Annotated in this window: 21 protein-coding genes; 12 read left to right on the plus strand and 9 right to left on the minus strand. The window is 66.5% G+C overall.

What is annotated here, in order from left to right:
• The 5 genes from Q319_RS0107765 to Q319_RS0107785 form a co-directional block, all read left to right on the plus strand.
• The coding region (locus tag Q319_RS0107765; protein ID WP_029481624.1) for a transposase at positions 1-369 on the plus strand (369 nt) is incomplete at its 5' end.
• Positions 370-1,001: 632 nt separating this feature from the next.
• Entirely contained in the window at positions 1,002-1,553 is a 552-nt protein-coding gene (locus tag Q319_RS0107770; RefSeq protein WP_029481625.1) for a hypothetical protein, read from the plus strand.
• A 93-nt stretch (positions 1,554-1,646) separates the two neighbouring features.
• On the plus strand, positions 1,647-2,234 hold the full coding sequence (locus tag Q319_RS0107775; protein WP_029481626.1) for a hypothetical protein: 588 nt from the start codon (positions 1,647-1,649) through the stop codon (positions 2,232-2,234).
• 63 nt (positions 2,235-2,297) lie between these two features.
• A complete protein-coding gene (locus tag Q319_RS28210; protein ID WP_029481627.1) occupies positions 2,298-3,725 on the plus strand; it encodes a hypothetical protein in 1,428 nt (475 codons plus the stop codon).
• Positions 3,692-4,084, plus strand: coding sequence for a hypothetical protein (locus Q319_RS0107785; protein WP_029481628.1), 393 nt, complete (start codon positions 3,692-3,694; stop codon positions 4,082-4,084). Before Q319_RS28210 ends, Q319_RS0107785 begins: the two co-directional genes overlap by 34 nt.
• Positions 4,085-4,412: 328 nt before the next feature.
• Here the strand turns inward: Q319_RS0107785 and Q319_RS25420 are convergent, their stop codons facing one another.
• From Q319_RS25420 to Q319_RS0107805, 3 genes are all read right to left on the minus strand, one after another.
• Positions 4,413-4,916 carry a transposase gene (locus Q319_RS25420; protein WP_051655201.1) on the minus strand — a complete coding sequence of 168 codons (504 nt, stop codon included), beginning with the start codon at positions 4,914-4,916 and terminating at the stop codon, positions 4,413-4,415.
• Entirely contained in the window at positions 4,916-5,365 is a 450-nt protein-coding gene (locus Q319_RS26150; protein WP_081845942.1) for a helix-turn-helix domain-containing protein, read from the minus strand. The genes Q319_RS25420 and Q319_RS26150 overlap by 1 nt, the downstream gene beginning before the upstream one ends.
• A 131-nt stretch (positions 5,366-5,496) precedes the next feature.
• Entirely contained in the window at positions 5,497-6,024 is a 528-nt protein-coding gene (locus tag Q319_RS0107805) for a hypothetical protein (protein WP_156039226.1), read from the minus strand.
• Between the two features lie 1,535 nt (positions 6,025-7,559).
• Between Q319_RS0107805 and Q319_RS0107815 the strand changes: the two genes are divergently transcribed.
• From Q319_RS0107815 to Q319_RS0107830, 4 genes are all read left to right on the plus strand, one after another.
• The gene (locus tag Q319_RS0107815; protein ID WP_029481637.1) at positions 7,560-8,174 is read left to right on the plus strand and encodes a hypothetical protein; all 615 of its coding nucleotides are present in this window, start codon (positions 7,560-7,562) and stop codon (positions 8,172-8,174) included.
• A gap of 189 nt (positions 8,175-8,363) precedes the next feature.
• Positions 8,364-9,713 carry a zinc ribbon domain-containing protein gene (locus Q319_RS0107820; protein ID WP_156039227.1) on the plus strand — a complete coding sequence of 450 codons (1,350 nt, stop codon included), beginning with the start codon at positions 8,364-8,366 and terminating at the stop codon, positions 9,711-9,713.
• Positions 9,710-10,579 carry a phage NrS-1 polymerase family protein gene (locus Q319_RS25425; protein ID WP_156039228.1) on the plus strand — a complete coding sequence of 290 codons (870 nt, stop codon included), beginning with the start codon at positions 9,710-9,712 and terminating at the stop codon, positions 10,577-10,579. Before Q319_RS0107820 ends, Q319_RS25425 begins: the two co-directional genes overlap by 4 nt.
• Before the next feature lie 12 nt (positions 10,580-10,591).
• Positions 10,592-11,257: a hypothetical protein gene (locus tag Q319_RS0107830; protein WP_029481642.1), complete on the plus strand. Its 666-nt coding sequence runs from the start codon at positions 10,592-10,594 to the stop codon at positions 11,255-11,257.
• 71 nt (positions 11,258-11,328) lie between these two features.
• On the opposite strand, the gene Q319_RS0107835 is transcribed toward Q319_RS0107830, so the two are convergent.
• The gene (locus Q319_RS0107835) at positions 11,329-11,991 is read right to left on the minus strand and encodes a hypothetical protein (RefSeq protein ID WP_029481643.1); all 663 of its coding nucleotides are present in this window, start codon (positions 11,989-11,991) and stop codon (positions 11,329-11,331) included.
• Between the two features lie 194 nt (positions 11,992-12,185).
• On the opposite strand from Q319_RS0107835, the gene Q319_RS0107840 reads away from it, so the two are divergent.
• Complete coding sequence (locus tag Q319_RS0107840) at positions 12,186-12,854, plus strand: hypothetical protein (RefSeq protein ID WP_029481644.1); 669 nt, start codon at positions 12,186-12,188, stop codon at positions 12,852-12,854.
• Positions 12,855-12,984: 130 nt separating this feature from the next.
• Here the strand turns inward: Q319_RS0107840 and Q319_RS0107845 are convergent, their stop codons facing one another.
• From Q319_RS0107845 to Q319_RS0107855, 3 genes are all read right to left on the minus strand, one after another.
• Positions 12,985-13,443, minus strand: a complete 459-nt coding sequence (locus Q319_RS0107845; RefSeq protein ID WP_156039229.1) for a hypothetical protein — start codon at positions 13,441-13,443, stop codon at positions 12,985-12,987.
• 559 nt (positions 13,444-14,002) lie between these two features.
• Complete coding sequence (locus Q319_RS0107850) at positions 14,003-14,341, minus strand: hypothetical protein (RefSeq protein WP_029481646.1); 339 nt, start codon at positions 14,339-14,341, stop codon at positions 14,003-14,005.
• 150 nt (positions 14,342-14,491) lie between these two features.
• Positions 14,492-14,947, minus strand: coding sequence for a hypothetical protein (locus Q319_RS0107855; protein WP_156039230.1), 456 nt, complete (start codon positions 14,945-14,947; stop codon positions 14,492-14,494).
• 573 nt (positions 14,948-15,520) lie between these two features.
• Here Q319_RS0107855 and Q319_RS0107860 point away from each other — a divergent pair.
• Entirely contained in the window at positions 15,521-16,822 is a 1,302-nt protein-coding gene (locus Q319_RS0107860; protein ID WP_029481649.1) for a replication initiation protein, read from the plus strand.
• Positions 16,823-17,203: 381 nt separating this feature from the next.
• Here the strand turns inward: Q319_RS0107860 and Q319_RS0107870 are convergent, their stop codons facing one another.
• On the minus strand, positions 17,204-18,898 hold the full coding sequence (locus Q319_RS0107870; protein ID WP_029481653.1) for a hypothetical protein: 1,695 nt from the start codon (positions 18,896-18,898) through the stop codon (positions 17,204-17,206).
• 517 nt (positions 18,899-19,415) lie between these two features.
• Between Q319_RS0107870 and Q319_RS0107875 the strand changes: the two genes are divergently transcribed.
• Positions 19,416-21,344 (plus strand): RNaseH domain-containing protein, encoded by a 1,929-nt coding sequence (locus tag Q319_RS0107875; protein ID WP_029481655.1) that lies wholly within the window; start codon positions 19,416-19,418, stop codon positions 21,342-21,344.
• Positions 21,345-21,994: 650 nt separating this feature from the next.
• Here the strand turns inward: Q319_RS0107875 and Q319_RS0107885 are convergent.
• On the minus strand, positions 21,995-22,663 hold the full coding sequence (locus Q319_RS0107885; protein WP_029481659.1) for a hypothetical protein: 669 nt from the start codon (positions 22,661-22,663) through the stop codon (positions 21,995-21,997).
• Positions 22,664-22,695: the final 32 nt, after the last annotated feature.

Raw genomic sequence — 22,695 nt, forward strand, 5'->3', positions numbered from 1 at the left:
AACCTGATGGGGGTCGTGGACTTCGCCAGTGGCGAAGTCCAGTACCGTGAGATTGAGGGCAATACCACCGGCCAAGACACCGTGGGCTTTCTGGAGACCCTGGCCCAGCACGCCGATCCCGTCTGTCCCACTCTGGTCTTCGTGGATCAGGCCAGCATTCATACCTGTCGGGCAGTGTCTGAGCAGCGAGAACGCTGGCGTGAACGTGGTTTGATGGTGGTGTATTTGCCGGTCTACAGCCCAGAACTCAACCCAATGGAGGGCGAGTGGCGCAATCTGAAGTACCACCACTTGCCAGAGCGATCTTTCGAGAACAAGACACAACTTCGCCGGGCTGTCCTTGACGCCGACTGGGGCACCGCCATATGACCAGTTCTTCACCCGCTAGCTACTTAACAGGGAAGGCCGTTGAAATGGACTGAAAGGTGGGAAGGCACTGGTAGCGAAGTAGTTTCAGTCCCTTAACAGGGAAGGCCGTTGAAATCCTTTGAGACGGCCGTCGCACTGCCCAACGTCGGTTTCAGTCCCTTAACAGGGAAGGCCGTTGAAATCTGCTGCACGCCCGCCTGTTCGAGTTGCGCATGGTTTCAGTCCCTTAACAGGGAAGGCCGTTGAAATATATGACTCACACACACGTGAACGCAGGCGGGCGTTTCAGTCCCTTAACAGGGAAGGCCGTTGAAATGGCCCCTACTTTTTTTGTCATCCTGCACGTCGTTCGCGGAGCCGAAAATGCCGATGACCCCTGATTATTCATCCCATTCCGGTTTTCGCGTGTTCCGACGCTCCAAAGATACCAGATTTTGCCGTGCTGGACGGCAGTGCCGACGATGGCCCTTTTGGCGTGCTTCCAAAACAGGCTATTCACCCGCCAGCACGTCCTTTTCGCCAGAAAATGTATAATTCGCAAATCGTCGGCACTTCTGTCTAGACAGGTTCTTTTGGGCACCTAGTTTTGCGTCTGTTTCCGGAAGCCCTCAAACGGCCCTTCAGGAGGACGGATGCAGCAGCCCATGCAGGGAAATTGGCAGGTAGACGGTGTCGTGGTCTCCGTGCAGACGGTCATGCGGCCAGGCCGGTGGCTGTGGCTCCAGCCTGCGGTGACTTTGATGTTCCTCGGTGCAGCCGTTTTCCTGGCATCGCCGCATCTGGAGGCCGTCGTCACGTGGCTGGCCACAGCGCTGGGCACGGTCCTGGGCGGGGCACTGGCGGCGGCGCTGGTGCTGACCGTCTTCAGAATGCGCCTGCCCTGGTGGGCGGGGCGGAGTCTGGCGCGGCTGTTGTTCAGGCCGCTTGCGCTGCTCGGCGGACTGGCGCTCTGGCTGCTCGGCGGCCTGCGCGTGCGGCGTTCGCTGCGCCGGACCGTTCAGGTGGTGCGTGTCGTCTCGGCACGGGGCCTTGACCGGACGGTATTCGTTCCCTGCGACGGGGTGGGCTGTGCCCTGACCCCTGGAGACGAGGTGACGGTGCGGGGCTGGTTCTGGCGCGGCGTCTGCCACGCGCTGGCCGTGCGCAACGGGCGCTCTGGGCAGCGCTGGGGACTAATCCTCTGATCCGCACCCGGTTTTGCGTCTGTATTCGGGAATGGTTCACGCGTTGCTGTTCCGTCCGCCCTGCCTTTCCCGTCTCCTGCCCAGAGGTGAACCATGATGAAACCTGCCACCCTGTTTGCCGTTCTCGCCCTGAGTCTGCCCGGTTCCGCGCAGGCGGGCCGGGGCCTGACGCTGCACGTGCTGGTGGACCGGACGATGTTCGGCAGCACGCCCGGCAGCGAGGGACAGGTGCGCGGGGCGGTGTTGCAGGCCGTGACCCGTCTGGTGCCAGGAGTGGACCGCGTGCGCCTGGGGAGCCTGTGCGGCGCCCCGGCCACGGTGTACGAGGCTCAGGTGGGCCGTGACCTGACGGACCTGGCGCGTGTGCTGGACCGGGAAGTGCTGCAACCCTGCGCCACGCGTGGCTCGCGGCTGAACGACGGCCTGAAGTGGGCGGCGGCGGGCGCGGCGGGCGGACTGCTGCTGGTGACGGACACGGCATTCTCGGACGATCCGGCCCGCGCGCAGCTTCCATCCACGGCCCGTGTCCTGACCTTGCCGGTCGCAGTCGTCGGGGCGCGGAGCGCCGACCGTGACGCCTTTGACAGCCTGTTCCGCACAGCGCCTGCGTATGTGGGCACGCGTGGTCTGGCAGACGCGCAGGACATTTTGCGTCTGTTCCTGAGGCGGCTGAGACGGTAGCCCCGCGCCCGTTTTCGCTTCACCCCTCGTTCGCCGCGCCCTGACCCCACCTGGAGGCTTCCCATGACCCTGACGCTGAATGACAACTCCACGGCCCCATCGGCGGTCAGAAACGGCGCACCCCGTGTGGACGCGCGGGGCCGCCGCGTGCGGATCACCCCGTGGCTGGACCGGCTGGGCGAGCAGGCTGTGCCGGTAAACGGCGCCCAGTACGCCCGGTTTCTGTGGGTGGTCGCGCAGGGGCAGGCGGCGGACCTGCGGGATCTGGGCGCCGCCCTGAACGCTGAGCTGCGTGAGGTGTCCGCGCCGTTGCTGGCGCGTGAGGCCCGGCTGGAAGCCCGCCGCGAGGCGCTGCTGGAGGCCCTGCACCGTCCACCCACTCTGAGTGCGGCTTGGGCCGCGCAGTTGCAGGCGGCCCAGACCTGTGCCCAGGCCCGCGAGGAACGCCTTGTGGCGGCGCAGGACCTGCTCGCGGGCCGCCTCGCGGAAGCGGGCCTGGCTGGCCGCGCGGACCTCGATCTGAACGCTGACCAGATCACGGCGCTCGGCATGGAGACCGGGGCCTTCCAGGACATCCCGCACGCCCGGCCCGCCGCGCTCGTGAGCATGGGGGCGGCCCTGCTGATGGGGCCGGCGCTGTACGAACTCATGCTGCGTCAGGCGTGGCTGGGTCTGGGCCTGCCGGAAAGCCTGGACGCCCTGGGCGTGGTGGTGGCGGCTGTGATCGGCGTATTCATCGCCATGACCCTGAAACTGGTCATGGAATGGCTGGCCCTGCACGCCGGGCTGCGCAGCGGCGCGCGGCACATCCGCGCGGCGGGCGACGCGGCGCGGCTGGACCGCTTCCTGCGCCGCCACCACGCCTACGCCCTGGTGGCGTGGCTGGGCCTGGCGGCCCTGTTCGCGTTCATCGAGGGCAACATCGTCGCCAGCGGCTTCGCGGCGCTGGACCCGGAGGCCCGCACGCAGGGCGGCGTCTCTGGCCTGTTGCCGGTGATCGGTGCCCTGATCGCCCTGCTGCCCTCGGCGATTCTGGGCATGCTGTCGGGTCAGCGCACGGCCCGCGTCCTGACCGGCGCGCGGCTGGGTGCCCACGCCCGCCAGAACAAGCGCGAGCAGCATCTGGCGCGCCAAGACGTGCGCGCGGCCCTGGGGGACGCCGCCCGGGTGGAGATCGCCCTCGGGAACCTGGAGCGGGCCGAATCCCGGCTCGTCGCCGCCCAGGCGGAGATCCAGGCTGATCGGCAGATGGCCCAGCAGCTCACGCAGACCGAACTGACAGCTGTCCAGGAACTGTTGGAAGGCGTCCAGCGCGACCTCGCCGTGCTGTGCGCCGACTACGGCCGCCGCCTGGAAGAGCTGCATCAGCGCGCCGACCAGAGCGCCGAGGAGGCGATGTCCGCTTTCCGCAAGCAGTCCGGCGGCGCCTGGACGGGGCTCTCTGGCCAGTTGGCCGGATGGCTGAGCGCCCGCACCGGGGCGCGGCCGTGAACGAGCTGGAACTGCATCTGCTGAGGCACCTGCGCCTGCCAGAGGAGCCGGAGTTGCTCCGCGTCGCCCGGGCCTACGGCCCCCGGACGTGGTGGCCTGGCCGCTACCGACGCCGCGCCCGCCGACTCTTCGTGGGCACGCTCCGGCTTCTGCGTGGGGCGGCGGACGACTGGGTCTGTCATGAACTGCACCTGCGGGGCACCCTGGACGCGCGCGCCGAACTCACGCGCTGGCTCGGCGCGCGCGTCCGGCGGGACATGGCGGCCCACCACAACGCCTGCGCGGTCAGCGTGCAGCGCTCTGGGCGCCGGCTGGTGGCCGTCGTGGTCCTGGCCACCCTCCGGCCCGCAGCTCTCTAGGCATCCGCGCGGCTTCCAGACTTCCACCGTGCCAGACGGCGAGTACGGGTTCTGACCGATAGCCTGATGCTGAACGCCAGCGCCCTGCTGGCTGTGATAGGGCGTGGAGGCACCCCGGTTGTCCCCCGTAGGGCGAGTCAGCATGCTCCTGAAAACGGCACTGCCGTTCTCTACGGCGGCGCAGATGGTCGCCTGGCAGCACCCCGAGGGCTGGGGCGGCCGCCTTGCGTCAGCAAGAGCGGCGCACGCTCATCTCCGCAGATCATGCCTGGCAGCATGAGTTGCGTATCAACCACCCGGGCTAAGTAGCTAGCTGGAGTAGATGACCTCATATGGCGATTCCCCAATTGGCGTCATCCACTGCGGTCCGGAGTTCGACCTTATTGTCGAAGTGCCGCTGAAGAAGTTTGTGGTACTTCAAGTTGAGCCACCCGCATTCCATCAGATTAAGTTCTGGGCTGTAGACCGGCAAATACACGGGGATCAAGCCCTGGATTCCCCACCGCTCACGATGCTGAGTGACTGCTCGACAAGTGTGAATGCTGGCCTGATCTAAAAAAACGATGCTGGGGCAGGCTGGATCAGCCTGCTCAGCCAGCGTGTCGAGAAAGGCCACCGTATCTTGGCCGGTTGTGTTGCCCATGATTTCACGGTACTGCACGGTGTTGCTGCCATACTCCACGCAGCCCATCAGATTTAGTCGGGCCGTGATCCCTCTGGCTTTGGAGGTCGGCACCTCCATCGGCTGAGCGATGGCAGACCAGGTATACATATTGGGTTGAGTCAGCCAGACGGCTGACTCGTCCAGGAACAGGAGCCGCAAGAGGCCCATCAGAGCCCCCTTTTTACCGCCTCCAAGTCGGTCTTGAACTCCACTTTCATTTCAGGATCGGCCTGCCCAGCCACCACCAGACGCGTGCGTTGCCAGCTCAGCCCCGTGTGGTGAAGTTGGGTTCGCATGGCCGTGCGGCTTACGGTGATTCCATAGCGCTCTGCAACGTAAGCTACCAGGCTCCGAGAATTCCAAACTTGCCGCCCAGTTTTGATCTCCACTTCCAAATCCGCCATGATTGTCGGTGTCAAGACGCTCGTTCTGCCGGGATGAACGCGCTCTTGGAGCGCGTCCAAACCACCTTGACGATAAAGGTGAATATGGATTCGGACGCTCTTGGCGGACATGAGGCCAAGAGCCGCAATCTGAGCTGGTGTCTGTCCCTGGGCAACGTGCCAGAGGGCCAAATATCGCTTACGTTCACACGGCAGCACTTCAGCAGCAGTCAAGCGCTGACGAAGGCGTGCGAGGGCGGATTCAGTGAGGTCTAGGCTGAGGCGTTTGATACGGTAGTATACACCCGCTAGCTACTTATCACTGCATCGGCAGGAAACTGGTCCACGCGTCCACTTTGGTGAGCTTAGCGCCCGAATATCCCCACAGGCAGGCTCAGTTTGACGCCAAAAGCAGGCGTGACCGACAGGCGGGCCAGGGCTTCCACCGAGACGTCACCCGCATTCCAACCCACCACGCCGTGCACGTTGGCCAGGCGAATCGGAGAAAAAATAAACGCCGGCAGGCTCGCGGACGTGTCGCTTATATCGAAACTCACGCCCGATCCCAGACCCGCGCCGTAGTACAGCTTTCCCGTGCCTACCGTTCCACCAACACGCAGCAGCGTCAGGTCGAGCAGCATGTTGGACCTGGCGGAGCGCAGCCCGAGGTTGCCCTCGAGCGTGCCGCGCAGCAGCACGCCCCGAGAACCCACTGGACCCTGGACGCTCACATGCACGCCGGCCAGTCCACCCAGTCCAGTGGCGTCTACCCCCGCCGAGGCCGCCCGCGCCGGCAGCACCGATCCCTGGACACCCAGACGAATTTCCGTTCCAGCCGCACCCGCAGCACCACTCAACCCCAGGGCGGCCACCATCAAAAGACTCGACTTCATCGTCGTCCACTCTAGCGGCAGAGGGCAACACAAGAAGGACCGCACCAAAAAACACCACGTGTGTGCTGCACTGTTTTTTACACGGGCACGTTCCACATGTGCCGACGACCACCAGCGAACAGCGCCTACACAGACGGCGCAGGTAGATCGCTCGGCAGGACACCCTACCTGCATGCGAGAAAACCAGTGGGCCGGGCCTCACCGCGACATGGACCGCGCGGAGCACCGACACCAGAGACGGAGCACGGCAACACAGCGCGGCAGCGCGCACCTCGTTGCACGTTCAACAGACGCCGCACCTGCGCACGGCTCGGAGGACGTGCAGCGACATCCATCTCCGAACGACTTGGACGCTCCCCACGTTTTCACGCGGCATTACTGGTGACCGACTCCCTGTCTCTCACCTCCCCATGCAGCATCTCCAGGATCGCTGGTTGCGGCATCTTCCTAATCAGAACAGTCCTGGGCATCTGTTTCCTGGATTTTCCTCGTGAAAAGCCATCCCAGACGGGCTGGATCTCGCACTTTGTGTTCCAGATTTCCTTTCATGGTCTCATAGGGGTTGGGCCTTCACAGGCGCGTCCCTCATCCGGCTGAACTCAAGCCTGTAACGGACCAGCCCAGCGCAAAGATGCGGGCAGCGAAGGGCGCTTTGCGAGATCCGACGCAGGTGCGCCTCTGGATAGCAGGCGGCAGCAGACGCGCACTCGAAGGCGGACGACATGGCGGCGCGTCGGTGGACGACCGGCACACCGACACGAGTGCAGGGGCGTCATCGCCTGCCGGAGGACAACTGCGCGACAGGGTGACGATACAAACGCGCCGTCATCCACCTGAGCATCGGAACAGTGCGCACGCCGAGGATACGGCAGCACGCACTGCCGAGACAGACCGCTCAGGCCACCACCCAAGCCAGACGGACAGATGCGTTCGTTGGGTGAACTGCGGACGGATGTGGACACGGGGGGGGAGTGTTGCGCTGCCGATCACAGAGGCGCAGTCGAGCGGGGGTTGTAGGACAGGGCGTGGCTTGTACGAACAACAGTTTCGGTGACCCCGAAGTGCGGCACCAAAAGTGGACACCCACCCCGCATCGTTGTCGAGACTGCACACATACCGCATGACGCGCGCGCAGCGCAACAGCAACAACCAGCAGAGACACCACACTCCGTAGCTTGGGGAGACGGGTCACGCGACTCGTGTTGATGAACCCGTCTGACAGGGTGCGGCGCTGTGACGCTTGAGATGCGCACCGGCTTTGCACATCGACATGGAGAAAAGGAGGAGAGCGAAGGCGACAGGGGCCAGGCATGACCCTTGGCCCCCGCCTTGGTGGACACAGGAAGGGGGAAGCTAACGAAAACGGCGAAGACGGGGAAAGAGGAAAAAAAGCCCAGGACAACCGGAATGGAAAGAAAGAGAGATGAAAGGAAAAGTTGTTGGTCAACCGCCCACCTACGCACTCGCCCTACCCACACCAGCCAGACGGACAGCGACTGAAAGACCGTTGTTGTTCTCGGCTACCAAGGAAAAGAATGTTAAATCCACTCACCGCCCATTTCGTCGAAGTGCCCCTACGTTCCACCCCCGCCCAGGCCCTCACTCTGCTGCGTCTCGGCGCGGCCCACCGCTCGGCCGAACGACTCACCACGGATCAGGCGGCTCTGGCGCTCGAAGGCAAAGACGTGGCCCTCTCCGCGCTGGCGGGCGGACCGGATCACGCCGATCGCTCGGCCGCAGGCGAGGCCACGGCCCTCGCGGCGACGTCGCTGTTCCAGGCGTGCCCACCAGCCGTCCTCGAGGACGCCATCGCCTCGTGCCGGTGCGGGTTGAGGCAGTCCGCCGCGCGCAGCGTCGACGGCCTGCCGGAGTGCCGCGCGTCCCACGTGATCGCCGGCCCCGGACTGGTGCGGCGTGCAGGACCCGAAACGCTTCACATCGACGGCGTCGGGGAGGTGCGTGCGGACCTGACCGGTATGCCTGACTGGGCGTACGACGCCCTGTGGCTAAAGCCGGCCTACGACGAGTCCACCCACGTCGCTTCTGAGGAAATCGAGATCGTGTACTCGGGGTCCGCGTCTCTGGAGGGTTGCTGGAGCGAGGGGGACTGGCAGTGGAAGGTGACGCTCGATTTCGCTGAGACCTGGTAGGCGACGTACACCGTGTCCGGCGGCGAGGACCAGAAGGAGGAAGGGAAAAGGAAGCCCTGAAAAGCAAATTCGACAGAAGCGGAGGGATGCCACAGCGAAGAAAACAGATCAACAGGGCACGTGGGCGGGAACCACCAGCGGGAGCAGACCGCAAACGCAAAAAACCCCCTCACCACATCCAGGAAATCCATGCCAAAACCACCAGTGCGCCTGACCACGCGCATTCATCCCACTCCAACACAGGACGCGCACCTGCGCGCCATCTGGACCACCCTGCTCACCGCGCAGCACACCCTGACGGCGTGGCTCCACCACCGCGCCGGCGGTGGCAACCACTCGCTTCTCGCCTTCGCCTCTGGGACCAGCCCCATCAGCGCCGACCATCCGCGTCCGCGCACACGTGCACTCCCAACCCTGGATCAGCTCGACGACGAGGTACGGGCCGCGCGGGACGCGCTGGGCTGGACCCCCACCGTTCCGCCCAGTGCGCTGCGCTGGATGGCTGCCCAGACCGCGCGCCAGTGGCACAGCTGCCCGCATGGCACCCTGCCAGGGCCATGGCCCCCAGCACAGCCACCCGAGTTGCACCTGGACCACAGCGTGCGGGTCCTGGATCCCGTCACGCTGGCGATCTCCACCCTGGGTGCTGACGAGCTGATCGTCGCTGACCTTTACCTTCCCAACCCCCACTGGCACGCGTTGCTGCGCCGTCAGCAGCGCCGTGCCGTCCATGAGCGCAACCTCCGGGATGCGCTGGAGTGCAGTTGGCTCGACGCCGGCGACCGGGATGCGGCGGCCGAGGTGCTTGCTCGCCGCACGCGTGGTGGGCCGTGGGCCGAGCTGCCCTGGCCTGAGCTGCCGGAGCCATGCCCCGGTGACCCGGTCAGTCGGGAAGAGACGGTCCTGCGCTGGATCGACGGCGACGGCCTGCCCGCGCGCTGGGTGGTGGAGTGGCGTTTCGGCGCCGGGGAGGTGCCCGGCTGGGTTCACGACGACGTCCTGGGCGTCGATGTCGGGTATCACCACCCGTTCGCCTGCGCCGCACACGGTCTGAACGTCCTCACGCCCCGCCCGTTTCGCGGCCCGTTCGCGCAGCCGCCGCTGGTCCGGACCTCGGCCGCGCCGCATCACGAGGCCTGGGCGCGCGCGCAGCACCGGCGGGCCATGTTCCTGCGGCTGCGGCCGCTGCTCGAGAGCCATCTGGACCTCGCGCTGGGGTACCGGGCGGTGGTCGTGGAACGCCTGGATTGGGGCGGCTTCGCGCGGCGCGGGTTTCCGTTCGCCGACTACGCCCAGGATGTGGGGCTGGTGTCCTGGTTGGACTGGCTGAACGCCCTGTCTGTCCAGCATGGGGTGACGGTGTTGCGGATGCCGCCCGCGTACACTTCGCGTACGTGCTGCGTGTGTCTGCGGGTGGGGCCGCGCCCGCAGACTGGAGAGCTGTTTCGCTGCGCCTCCTGCGGCCAGACCTCCCACCCCGATCTCAACGCAGCGCGCGTGATCCGGCGGCAGGGCTGGACGGCACTGGGGTGGCCGTGACCCTGAACGTGAGTGGCCTCCCTGAGGATCTGCGCGGCCAGCGCCGGTATCTGCCGTTTCTCTTTCATCCGCGCGGGAACGGAAGGCTCGGTAAGGTGCCGCATGCCATGGTCCAGGGCAGACTGATCCCCGCCGACGTCCGTGAGCGGCAGCGTTGGCTGGGCCTGACCGACGCGGCCACCCTGGTGGCCGATGGCCGCGCCGACGGGCTGGGCCTGGTCCTCGGGCCGGACCTGGGGGTGGTGGCCGCTGACCTGGACGGCGTGTTGCGGGGTGGAGCGGTGTTGCCCTGGGTCCAGGGCATCGTTGACGAGCTGCGGGGCTACGCCGAGGTCAGCGTGTCGGGCATGGGGCTGCACATTTTAATTCGGGGCCAGCTACCGCCAGGACGCCGCCGCGCCGGAGGTCTGGAACTGCTGGACGCTGGGTTCATCGCGTTGACTGGCCACCGCCTCCCCGGCTCGCTGGCCGTCGTTCCCCATCGGCAGGTGGCCCTGGAAGCTGTTTACAGCCGCGCGTTTCCGTCTGAGGTGCTGGTTGCCCAGCCGACACTGCTGGCCTCTCTGCCGCTGGCTGATAACGAGGTGCTGGCCCGGCTGCGCGCACTCAAAAACGGTCCCAAGCTGGCCAGGCTGCTGGCCGGCGACAGCGATACCTACCCCAGCCCGTCGGAGGCCGATTTCGCGCTGGCTCGCCTGCTGCGTTTTTCCACCCAGGATCCTGACCAGATTGAGCGCCTGATGCGTGCCAGCGCCTTAGGGCGCGCGCGCTGGGACCGCCCGGCCGGACCGGGACTGACCTACCTCCAACGGACCATTCACCGCGCCCTCGCTCTCGGCGGCCCCACGCTGCCGCGTACACCATAAGGAAATCTATCCATGACCAAATCACAGAATCACGAGTACACCGTTCCGCTCTACCCCAGTTCCGCCCAGGAACAGGCCCTCGAAGCACTCAGTAATCACGCCCACGGCATCGAGTGTGCTGTGGTGCGACAGACCCAGAGCGGCCTGACCACGTCGCTCTCGGCGCTCTTGGGCGGCCCGGACCACGCGGAGCGCGGCGACGAGGCCGAGATCCAGGCTCTGATGAAGCTGCCTGAGCTGGTGGCCGTCCCCCTCGGCCTGGTCCGGCAGGCCGTGACCGGACGGCGGGCGCGGATCACGCGCGGTGATCTGGCAGCGCCGGCGCTGCCAGCCCCAGTGGCAGGGGAAGGCTTGCTCGTGCCAGCTACAGCAGACGGCCTGACCTTGGACGGCGTTCCTGGCGTGGTCAAAGTGGACACCGACAAGCTGCCGGCGTGGGCCGCGCAGGTGTGGCGGCATGCGGCTGGTGGCCCAAAACCCAGCCTCGATCCAAGGTTGGTGACCGCCAGCGTGACCGGCTGGGCCTACATAGAGCGTGGTCCCTACGCTGGCACCCACGGCTGGACCGCCGATCTTGTTTTTCGCTGGGATGCGTACCCAACGTGGCAACTGATGCGCGACGGCGACGAGCTGGACGATGAGCCGTGGCGGCGCGAAGTGCACCACCTGATGGTCTAGCAACGAGAGCGGCGCGCCCCAGGCGCGCCGCTCTGTGTTCAAGACATCTTGTCCTTGAGGGCGTGGACCGCTCAGGGTTCCACTGCGCGTGCCCGCGCCTGTGCCAGCGCCGCTTGCGCCTGCTGCATCGTCCTGACGTCGGCCGGGACTGTCAGGATCCACGGCCGGCCGTCATCCTCGCCGTACAGGTAGCCGCCCTGATCCGGCTCGGAGTGCCCGCCGAAAAGCGCGCCCGACTGGACCCGCTGGATCAGCCACTGGCAACCCTCGCTCAACGTGGCCACCACCTCGGCGTCCCACCAGGTCCAGTTGGGATGGCTGCCCACACCCAGGTCCACTACCAAGCCGGCCGTGTGGTCCAGCATGGCGCTCTCCCGGGCGATCCGCATCAGGCCCATCGGCGTCCTTTTGGCCTCGGACCGGAGGTCCCGATGCAGCGAGAGTAGCCGTGCTCCTTCGGCGAGGCCCCGGGCGGTGGGCACCGGACCGTCCTGGGCGATGTCTTCGAGCAGGCGGCGGATCTGCTGGCCCTGTGGGCGGCGGCGGACCAACTGGCCGGTCTGGGTGCAGCGGGCCTCATCCTCGGCGACGTACACCTCCTGGCGCAGCAGGTGTCGGGCGGCACGCTCGCAGCGCGCTTCGACGGCCTCGTCGGGCATCATGTCCGCCGCCAGGAGCAGCAGGGTGAGGAGCTGGGCGACGGGCAGGCTGATGGGATGCTGAAAAGGTTTCATCTTCCCGACTCTGGCACCACCCCCTTTTGCTGAAATCTCTGGAGTTCCGGGGGCGATCGACCTTAACCGGCTTCCGGACGGCTGTGGTCCCTGAAAGAAAGGGGCCGGGCAGCACCCAAGGTGGAGGCGGCATTCTCCGGCGAACCCCTGTGTCAGGATTCAGTGCGGGGCGATTCCCCCCCCGGGAGGCAGAGATGAAACCGAACGAACACACCCTGAACGAGCTGACGCTGAACGCCAAACTGCTGGCACAGGTCAGCACGCCGCCGGCAGCCCTGCTCGCACACGCGCCCGGTCCCCAGGCGCCCGCCCGCACTGAAGATCTGACCCTGTATGGGCTCGACGACGGCGGCTATACCGTGATCAGCGCCACGCAGGCGGCCGACGCGCCGGCGGACACGACGGTCCGGACGTTCGGCGACGTTGCTGAACTCCAGGACGCCCTGGGCACCGGTCCGCTGGCGAGCGCGCTGTACCACCTGGCCGACCTGCCGGCACCCTGCATGCTGGACGGCAGCGGCCACCTGACCATCAGCGCCGCGACGATCCACTGCGTGGCGTGGGCCGAGACAACCCTCGAGCAGCCCAAGAAATTTCTCATGGGGTACGGGGATCTCACGCCAGAGGCGTACCTGTCTGAGATGAACAACTGGTGGAAGGTGGTGGGCTCGGATATGGACCATTTTCCCACCACGTTTGCCGACATTGGGGCGCTGCGCCGTCACATCGAGCAACACGCCACTCAGGTGTCCGGCGATGAGCAGGCCCGGTGCCTGGCGTTGTGGCAGGCCATGACGGAAACGCAGGCCATGCGGGCCGTTCAGGAGTTGCAGGAGGGCGTCTGCGGGCCTGTTTCCGTCTAGCGGAGGCAGGCTGAACTGAGCGGCGCGGCGGCCAGACAACGCGTTCTGCGTGCAGGGCGTCGTCTGATGGTTGAAAGGGGATGGGCAGCGTCACTGACGCTGCCCATCCCCTTCTTTCTCGCCTGGTCACTCAGTCTCCCCAACTGCCTGCAACGTTCAGATTGCTGTAGGCGCGCGCGCGAAACGGCACGTGCAACTCGCCGTGCTGGCGGTGGCACAGCATGCGCCGCACCACATCGAAAGTGTGGCTGCTGGGCAGGGCATCGAAGTTGTCCTGGCCCCGCCGCAGCTCGACGAGCCACACATCGCCCTGCCGCAGCACCTGCCGGCCCTCGGTGTGGGCGCGGTGGACGGCAGCAGGGGTGATCGCCGCCGCCGCTTCCGCCACCGTGGTGATGTGCCGGGACACCCGTTCCACCCAGACCTGGCCGTCCTCGATGCCGGTCAGGTAGGCCGCCCCCACCCACCATGTGCCGGCCCTGCGGCTGTAGTCGTGGCGGTATTCGCGCTGCACGAGCCAGATCTGCTGGCCCGGAGCGTGATCGACGACCTGCGCTTTGTTCCACTGCCAGCCGGCCGGAATTCCCACGCCGCGCTCGAGCACGGCGTGCATCGTCAACGTGAGCAGGTGGTGCTTCTGGAGGAGCACCACCTGCTGCTGGTGCTCCGTCAACAGGGGGACCGTCACCCGGACGCCGTCGGCCCGCAGCCGTGGGCTTCAGCGGCTGCCCCGTCACTGCGCAGCGCCCCTCGCCGGGCAGCACCAGGACGGCTTTGCCGTGCACGTGACGGCCAGCGTCGGCCAGTATTTCGCGCTGGCTGGCCACCGTCATGGCCGCTGGAAATGCCGTCATGAGGGCATAGACCATCTGGGTGAGACGGGGAGCAGAGGCGGGAATGGAGAACTCCATGACCTCACCCTGGCACGGCCCTTTTTTCAGAAATTTTGGCCGATTCGGGTGTGCGCACAGGGGTATCAGATGCGCTGCAAGCTGCGCGGGGCATTTTTCAACGGGTCAGGTCAACATGTCTTGTCCTGGCCGGATCTTCCCGATCTGGCCGCGCGTCCTTGCTGGTCCAGCAGGTGACTGGGGGCGCGTTGGACCAGTCGCCAGCCGCCGTCGAACAAGTGTTCAGCACCTCGGCCATCACGACTTTCGGGTGGGGGTAACGCGCTTTGCCCGGCGTCCCAGGGTGCCTTTCAGGCGGCGCGCGACGGCTTGAACGCATCTGCGGCAGGTCAGCGGGCCGGTGACCTGAGGGGCTTCGGCATAGAGTTGCGGTCCACGGCCACACAGCGCCGCGCCGTCCGACAGGCGCACCAGGTGCACCGCGCCGCCCGGCGCGAGCTGAAAGACGTGCGGTTCACTGAGGTGGTGGCGCGCAGCGATCTGGGCACACGCCTGCTCGAAGGTCAGCGTTTGCAGGTCAGCGTGCTGTGGCGCGGCACGGTGTCGCAGTGCAGCGGGAGACTGGGGTGCGGCCATAAGGAAACTGTAGTGCGGCGGTCAAGCGGCCTCTCAGCGGTGGCCAGAATGCTGAGAGTGTTCTCTCTCTGGGAGGGGTGCTGGAAAGGCCAGCAAGAAAAACCACCAGCCCTGATTTTTGGGGCCGGTGGGTCAGAAGGGCCTGGGTTGTCAGGCCTGGACAGAGGCGCGAGCGGGAAGCTGGAGAGTGTTTGTCTCCGCAGCGTCCGTGAGTTGCAGCGAAACCAGGGCCAGTTCGTAGGCCCCGCTGGTAGCAACGTTGGCTTTGGTTGCATCGCCGAATTTCTCGTATGCGGCGGCCAGGTTGATCCCCATGCTGGCGACATCCCAGAAAAAGCGCCCCATCATCACGATATCCGGAAGATCCTTGCTGATTTCAGCGGCGCACGTCGCCGTGTGGCTGGCCAGTTCCTGGCAGTACTTGGAGAGTGCCAAACCCGCTGCCCCCGCACTGTCAGCCATCACCTGACTCTCGGCCAGCACCTGGTGTGCCCACGCCAGAGCGCGGACGAGCTGGACCCTCGATGGAATGGCGCGGGCGTCAGGGCCCTCATGGCCGCAGTGAGGGCAGCGGCTCGGCTCTTGTGGACTGTTGTTGGTGGCCATCACCATTCAACCTAGCAGGACCCCTTTTGGACCCTTTTTCAGCGTCATTCCCAGCCCGCCGCGTGGTCTCTCTGTGGCCAGTGGATCCGTGGGCCCTCCTCTGGCAGGACACTGACGGCTGGACTCGCCAGTCCCGGTCTGGGACGCCGCCATAAGGAAGGCTTCTGATCCGGACACCACCCTGTGACCAACATCAGGGGACCAGGACGGCGTTTTTCGCCTTAACTGTCTTGGCTGAGAGGAACCGTCCGTCTCAGCACAGTGAAACGAGCCACCGGCCCGCACCAGCCGCCCATTTCTAGGGGCTGTCGCTTTTGAGGGGGTGGGTTGAGGGACCTGTCTCGGCCGAGGCCGACCGTGTCTGGTCTGAGGAACTGCCCCTGGATCCGTGAGGGCTAACGCGTCTCGGCTGAGGGATGCCAGCAGCCGTCCAAACGTCAGGCACGGTGTTCTTGTCCTGCCGGCGCCGGCCCTTGTGTGTTGGTGTTGTCCTTTTTTAAAAGAAAAACAAACATCAAAGGCCACCATCCAGGCCAGAAAGTCGCCCAACCCCCCCCCTGCCAGGATGCAGACATGCAGGTTGATGTCATGCCCCCCGTTCTTCTTCTGGCCCCCGTCAGCGCGGCGCGCACCAGTGCCGACACCGTCCGCACGGTGGACGTCCTGCTCGGCCCGGTGGCGCTCGCCTATACCGCCAACAGCGCCACGGCGCTGCCGCACGGCGCGGACCTGCGGGCGTTGCTGGCCCTGACCCGGCACGTCACTGAGACCGGCGAGGTGCGCCTGACCGTGCCCACCCTGCTGCAGGCGGCCGGGCTGGGGTACGGCGGCCGCCAGCACGAGGCCCTGTTCGCCGCGCTGGACCGTCTGGCGGCCGTGACCTACACGGTCCAGCAGGCCCCGGTCGCCCTGGGCCTGACCGGCGAGTTCCGCCTCGTGACGCCAGCCTGCCGCTTGCCAAGCGGCGAGTTGCAACTCGAGCTCTCACCGGAAATGCTGGCCCAGGTGCTGCGGGTTCGGGCCAGCCCCGCGCGCACCTGGCACCCCGAGATTCCTAGCGGCGCGCTGGCACTGTACGGCGTCCTGGACACGCTGCAACAGTTGCCTGGTCAGGGTCAGACCGGGGCGCTCAGCCTGCTATCGATGGGGCTGTGCGAACTGTTGGGCCTGTCCGGCCGCGCGGACAACGCCCGCCGCGCGCTGCTGACGATGGTGGAGGACCTGCGCGGCGCCGGCTACATCAGCCGTGCCGAGATCAAAGGTCAGGGGAGGCGCGCCCGGCTCGAGATTGCTGACGCCGGACCCGACGCCGAATCGGTGGCGCTGCTGTGCGGCGAGCGGGTGTCGCGGTCCCGGGCCAGCAGCTTTGCGCGGCGGCACGGCGCGGTGGGCGTGCGGCAGTGCCTGGACCGGGCGCGCGAGGTCCGCGCAGAAACGGAGGCCCGGGGCGGGCAGGTCAAGAGCTGGCCGGGCCTGCTGTGCAACGTGCTGGACGATCCGGAGCGCTACGGCGCGCTGGTGACGCCGGTGGTGAGCGCGCCGGCGCCGCCTCGGCCACCCACCACGCCGCCGGAGGAGCCGCCGGTGGTGTACAGCGGCGCGGAGGTGGTCCGGCTGGCGCGGACGTTCGGTCGGGACGTCCTGACTGAGGCGGATCTGGGCGCCTTGCGCCGTCGCCTGGACGCGGGTCAGGAGGATGCCGACGTGCTGGGCCGTCGTTTGGTCCAGGCCGTCTCGACGAGGACGAAAGCCGAGTTCATGGAACAGTTGCGTCAGGAACTCGGCCGCACAGCGACGCCGGGTGCCGGGGACCCCCTGGAGCGAGACGTGGCGGTCGGCAGCGGGGAACAACTGGCCTGTGGACCACACCCTTGACCGCAGCTCGAATCACCCCCCAGGGCGGTCTGGCCCGGCCTGGCGGTCATCTGATCAGGCAGCCCCACCCATGCTCCCACTGGCCTGTCAGTGGGAGCAGCCAGGCAAGAGTGCCCACCTGCAGCGGAGGAGGCCATGCGTCGCCATCAGGCAGAGCTGTCTGGCGGCCTGCCCGCGGTTGGAAGCGGCCTCGTTCCATTCGGGCGCCCCGGCCCAGTGGTTGCGCAGGTCAGAGGATCCCGTTCCTTGGAAGCCACCCGCACAGTGGTCCGAAAGGCGCAGCTGCGTCGCAGCAAGGCACGCCTCCACCGCGCTCCGTAACAGACTGATGTCCACAGGCAGAAAAGTCCTGGGGGCTTTCTTGAGGATTGTATCGTCGTGCTACAGGGTGGGCCCCAGCAACACGACGCCGGGGTCCCTGTGGGGTGGGGCGGACGTGCCCATCCCCAGGTTTTGCAGCTCTTCGAGCTCCTGAATCTGATGTGGGCCGACCGGCTGGAAGCGGTCCTGCGGCAAGACGCCTGATCTCTGGGTGGATTTGGGATGCGGCAGGTCGAAGCGCTGGCTGCCGTCACGGGAGATCAGCATCGCGAACGGCTCGTGGGCCGCCACATCCAGTTGCATCTGATGGTCGAAAGCCAGGTGGCCCATCACGGCGCGGACCTGATCGAGATTGCCCTCCACCTGGAAGGCGTCGCGCGGCTGTCCATCAGGCCACATGTCGCAGGCCGGCCAGATGGAGCGGCACGTCATGGGCCAGTCATCAAACCGCTGCCGCCAGTCGTCGTAGGCGCGGGCCTCTTCCGCCCGCGCCAGTTCCTGCCGAACAGCCGTTTCGAAAATCGGGGCCACGTGCACGCCCACCATGCGGCGCCATTCAGAGTTGACAAGGTCCAGCGCGCCAATCAGCTCGCGCCCCACCGGGATGAGATCCGCGCCGTCGTACACACCAAAATAGTCCTCGGTGTACCCGACGACTCGGGGAGCGACCTTCAGAAACTCTCCCTGACCGTCGATGGGACCGAGTAGGGTCAGGGTGCCGCCTTCTCCCCCCAGCACGACGGCCTGGATGAGGCCAGCGCGGTCCGGGCGGTCCCCAGGATGGGGGGCGCCCATCAGCCAGGTGTTCAGGTCACGTGCGGCGGCGGGGATCGGGGCGGCCGCGGCGGGCGTGACCGTGGCCGGCGCGGGGGCGACGTGGGGCTGGAGGGTCAGGTAGGCGTCCGCGAGGCCGCGCACGTCCCGGCGCCACACCAGGAATTGCTGCGAGATCTGCGGATGCTGGTGGGCCCACTGGAAGACAGCGGCCAGGAAGGCAACCGAAAGGGCGCTGCCCTCCCGCAGGTCCCGCGCTTCAGGCTCGCGGTCGCCGCCGAGCGTCCCATTTTCCAAGTCCAGGAGTTCCGAGAGCGAGACCAGGGTCAGCGACTCGGCAACGTTCAGGACGTCGCTGCTTACCCGCCGCTCTCGTTCGGGAAACGCGAAGATCGCGAATTCAGCGCCCGTGGCCCCGTGGCTGCGGCCCCGCACCTCGAATTCGTGGGTCTGGCCCGCGTAGTTCTGGCCGTTGCGGCTCAGCAGGTACAGGCCGCTGCGGCTTTTGAAGTGCTGCTCGACGGTGCGGCGGACCTCGGCGATCGGGCCGGCCAGCACGGTCAGGGACGGCAGGTGGCTGCCGCGGGTGGCGAAGGAAAACTGCCCGGCCTGGGTCTCTCGCAGCACGCCCTGAGCGGCCGTCAGCCGGATCACCGCGTGGTCGCTGGCGCCCAGGAAGCGCCAGTTGTCCATAACCCCGGGAGCTGGAGTGAGCTTGCGGTTACTGGCGAGATAGTGCACCGGCTGGTTGTCCTGCTGCTGGAGCTGGGTGCCCTGCGTGCGGCGCTGCAGGTAGTCGCTGACGGCGCCGCCCCGGTACGGGGGCAAGCCCATGTCCTGCCGAGCGCGCTGCACGGCGGCCTGAATGTCTTTCGGTGCAAATGGCGTGCCCGTGTGCTTGTAAGTCCACGCGGCGGTGCGTAGGGCAGCGGTGAAGTCCGGACGGTCCTGGTGGTGTTTTCTGACAGTGGTGCGGGTCATGCGGCTCCTCGACTGGGGAAATGACGGTGGGGGACTCTGACAGGACGGGCATGAGGTGCCCAGACAGGGATCGTGTCCTGGCGTTGTTCTTGGACTGCGTGGAGGAAAGTGTGCGCTGCGCGGCCTGACGGACTCCCTACACGCACCCCGGATAAATGGCACCAGCCCGTGGAGCGCCATGACCTGCCCCCGCAGGCAGCCGGTCACACACCTGAGACCTGGGGTGAAAGACATGCCTAAGTACGAGCAGGGTGATGCGGACGGCTCAGACCAGGCGGCACCGTCGGTCGTTCTGGTCTCGACAAAGGCAGGATCCGAACAGTGCGCCGCCTGCCGAAGATCCCCCGGGGCAAGACGTGTTGTTGGTTCAGGCCGGTGCATCGGAAGGCTGACAACGCTTCCCTACAGGGGTCGAGGACGGAGGTCACGCGTTCGGGTGGACCTGCCGGCTGGGTTCCAACGCACATGGCACAACGGTCAAAAAACCGCCAAAGGGGGTGGTGCCAGTGTGACGATCATGGTGAATTCCACGAGCCCCACCGCCGCCCGGGTGTGCCCGCAACTGACCCAGGAGGACAGCGCCGCGCCGGACGCGCATGACGTGCTGCCCGCCCCTTGCGCTGGACCGCTCGCCCCCGGGCAGATCACGCCGCTGGGCCTCATTCTGCCCGGGGGCGTCACGCTGGCCACGCCGCCGCTGCATGTCCTGGTCTGGCAGCCGCAGGCCGCCGAGGCACTGGGCCGGGTGGGTGTGCTGCTCCAGAACACGCTGCTCCGGCCCGGTGCCCTGCCCACCCGTTCGCTGGCCGCCTTGGCCGAACTGCACATCCCCGGCCTGCAGCGGCTGGATCACCGCATGGGAACCGCTTACGGTGATCAGAAAGCCGAACTGGCCTGGTCCAACGAGCCTGACCGGAACCGTCTGATGGAAGGCACCATGGTGATGGTGGAGCGCTGGATCACCGGTTCTCTGAATGAGATCGGCCAGGTATACGCCGATAACACTGCGCTGAAAAGGGCCCTGGAGGACTTCCGAAACCTGCACGCCTGCGGGGCGCTGTTCGCCGTCCAGACGCTGCCCGGCAAGGTCTATAGCTGGGGCACCCACCCCAACGGCACGGCCCGGAACGGCCATCCCTCGTCGTACCCGGCGCTGGCCGACGCCGTGGCCGGGGCGCTGCACGGCCACGAACTGTTGCCCGGTCACGGCGTGATGCGCCGCGTGATCCCCAGACATGGTCAGGGCCGAGCCGAGCTGATCGGTGAGCCTTTCTGGGAGGCTGACGGCCAGGCGTCCAGCCTGGCGCTACGCGTCCGGGTGCTCAGCCTGCCGGGCCTGTCCCGGCCGTTGATCGCGCTGGAGGCGTACCGGAAATGCTGGGAGACCGCCCCTGACCCCCAGCCGGGCCACGTGACCGGGTACGTGCTGGGAGCTGAGGCGGGGCTTTCCGCCCACGCCTTTACCGTCAGCGCGAAGGCCAGCCCGCGCAGCGTCAACTGCGAGTACCGTGAGCTCGCGCGTGTCTACGGGCTGAACACGCGTGCTGGCGCGGCGAAGCAGCGTGGCGCCCGCGCGCAGGTGGTGATCCAGCAGCGTGACCAAGGCGGTCAGCGCGTGACGGCCAGCGTTCCGGTCCACGACCAGGGCGCCGTCCTGCGCGGCGCGGCGGCACTCCTCGCGCCGCTGGGCCTGACGCCGTGGACCGGCGTGCGCGAACTCGGTGCCCTGCCCAACGCCGGCACCCTGCCCGAGGTGGTCCTGGGCTTCACTGCTCTGCCGCTTGGCGGCACCTGGGGCGCGCTGGTTTTCCGGGTCTGGACCCACAGCGGCGATGTTGAGGCCCGTGTCGCTTTTGACGCCCTCAACACACCCCATCAGCCTGAGTTCAGCCCCTGGGAACCGCTGCCGCTGGCCTTGAACCGGCTCGCGGGGACTCAGCCGATGGCCCTGAACGCGGGTACCGGCCAGGCGCGGTTCCAGCGCTTCGTCGAGCAGACCGTCCAGGGTGAGCTAGAGGAGGGACGCGCGCCGCTGGTGACTGTCGACAGCACCCACGCGGTCCGGCTGTGGCCGTGGCTGGCGGACTGCCGCATCAACCCGGAACACATCAGTTGCGAACAACTGGGCCAGCGTGACCTGCAGGTGGCATGGGGACGCGCTGGCGTGCGACTGGTGCGCCTTCGCCAGCACAACGCGCCGCCGCTGGCAGTGGATGGACCGGGCCTCAGGCTACACCAGGTTCACGACACCACCGTCCCCACCTACCTCGCGTGCGGCATCACCTCGAGTCCGGGCGCCCACGCCGCGCACCCGGTGGAACTCAGTGTGCTGCTTACGCAGCCGGGGGACGGGCTAGACCAACTGGCCTGGTTCGTTGGCGGCCTGCTCGGCGGAAGCGCAACGTATGGCGGCGGCCCCATCTTGCCCACACCGCTGTGCCCATGAGGGGTCTCTTGGAGTACCGGACCGCGCCGCCGAGTTCAGGGTGGCTGATCTGCCTTACTGCCACTACCCTCTATGGGTCTAAGGGTCCGCCGCAACATGTGGAAGAACCAGCTTTGCGGTGAACTTGCCACCGTAGTGATGTGCAGGGCCCCGATCACTTCGATCAGCGTGTGCAGGCAGACTCGGCCCAGTCACAGTTCCGGCCCGTTGACATCAACGAGGGTGCCACCCATGGCCGCAAGGATCCTGGTCAAGAGCAGAGAGGTGAGATCTGCCAGGCGCTCATGTCCTGCCGGCATGGGCCACAGCGCCGCTGGGGCAAACGCCCGGTCTGCGGGACCTTCTTGAGCATCTGCTGGAACAGGATGTGGGACGCCCAGGGTGAACAGGATCACCAGCGGTCCCGAACAGTTGGCATGGGCCAGCGTTCTCCGCCAAGGCGGCGGGGTAGGCCGCGTGGTTCTTCACGCCCACACCACCCATGAACATGTGGAGCCTGGCCTGAGAACTGCCGCGCGGGATGGACTCCAGGGAGACACCCACTGCACTGGGCCGCTGATGCGTGATGGGGGAGCGGCCAGACCCTAAGGGCAGGCGGTTAGGAAAGGGAACAGGCTGGCGGACCACAGGCCTCCGCGTCTTCCATAGATTCAGCTTGCCCTGTTTGCGAAGTTGAAAATCGCGTCTGTGTCTGTGCTCTGGGCCCGGGCCAGCGCTGCGTTTGCCTGCCGCATCGTCCTGATGCGGGCCGGAACCCGCAGAACCCAAGATCCATCATCCACTCCAAACAGGTAACCGCCTGGCGCGCGCGCTGAGTGTCCACCGAAGATTGCGTCCTCGGTCACCCGCTGAATCAGCCACCGCTTTCCATCATCGGAGATGTCGATCACGTCGGCATCCCACCAGGTCCAAAGTGGATCAGGCTTCACATCGAGGGCCACCACCACTTCAGACGCGAGATCCAGCATTTTACCCACCGCCCGTGCCTGCTCCTTGGACCAGCGCGTCTGCTCCAAGGAGCGCCGATGGTGGCGGATGGATTGCAGGGTCTGAAACAATCCGGCGAGTGCCGCTTCAGGAAGATGCATTCTGGCTTGGTCGACGACAGTCAGCTGGTGCCGGATCTGGTTGCCTTCGGAGCTGCGCTTGAGGAATTTGTCAGTGTCGGGGCAATAGAGTTCGTTTTCGGCCACGTACGGACCCTGTCCCATCAGGTGATGCCAGGTGATGATCTTTTCAGGCAGCGCTAACCAGCCCAGGGTCAGCAGGGTGATGAGCTGAGCGACGCAAAGAGTGTGAGTTTGGAACAAGTTTCCCATGCACCAATTCTGTCTCATCAAAAATCTGTGGA

It is taken from the genome of Deinococcus marmoris DSM 12784 (assembly GCF_000701405.1).
Lineage (GTDB): Bacteria > Deinococcota > Deinococci > Deinococcales > Deinococcaceae > Deinococcus > Deinococcus marmoris.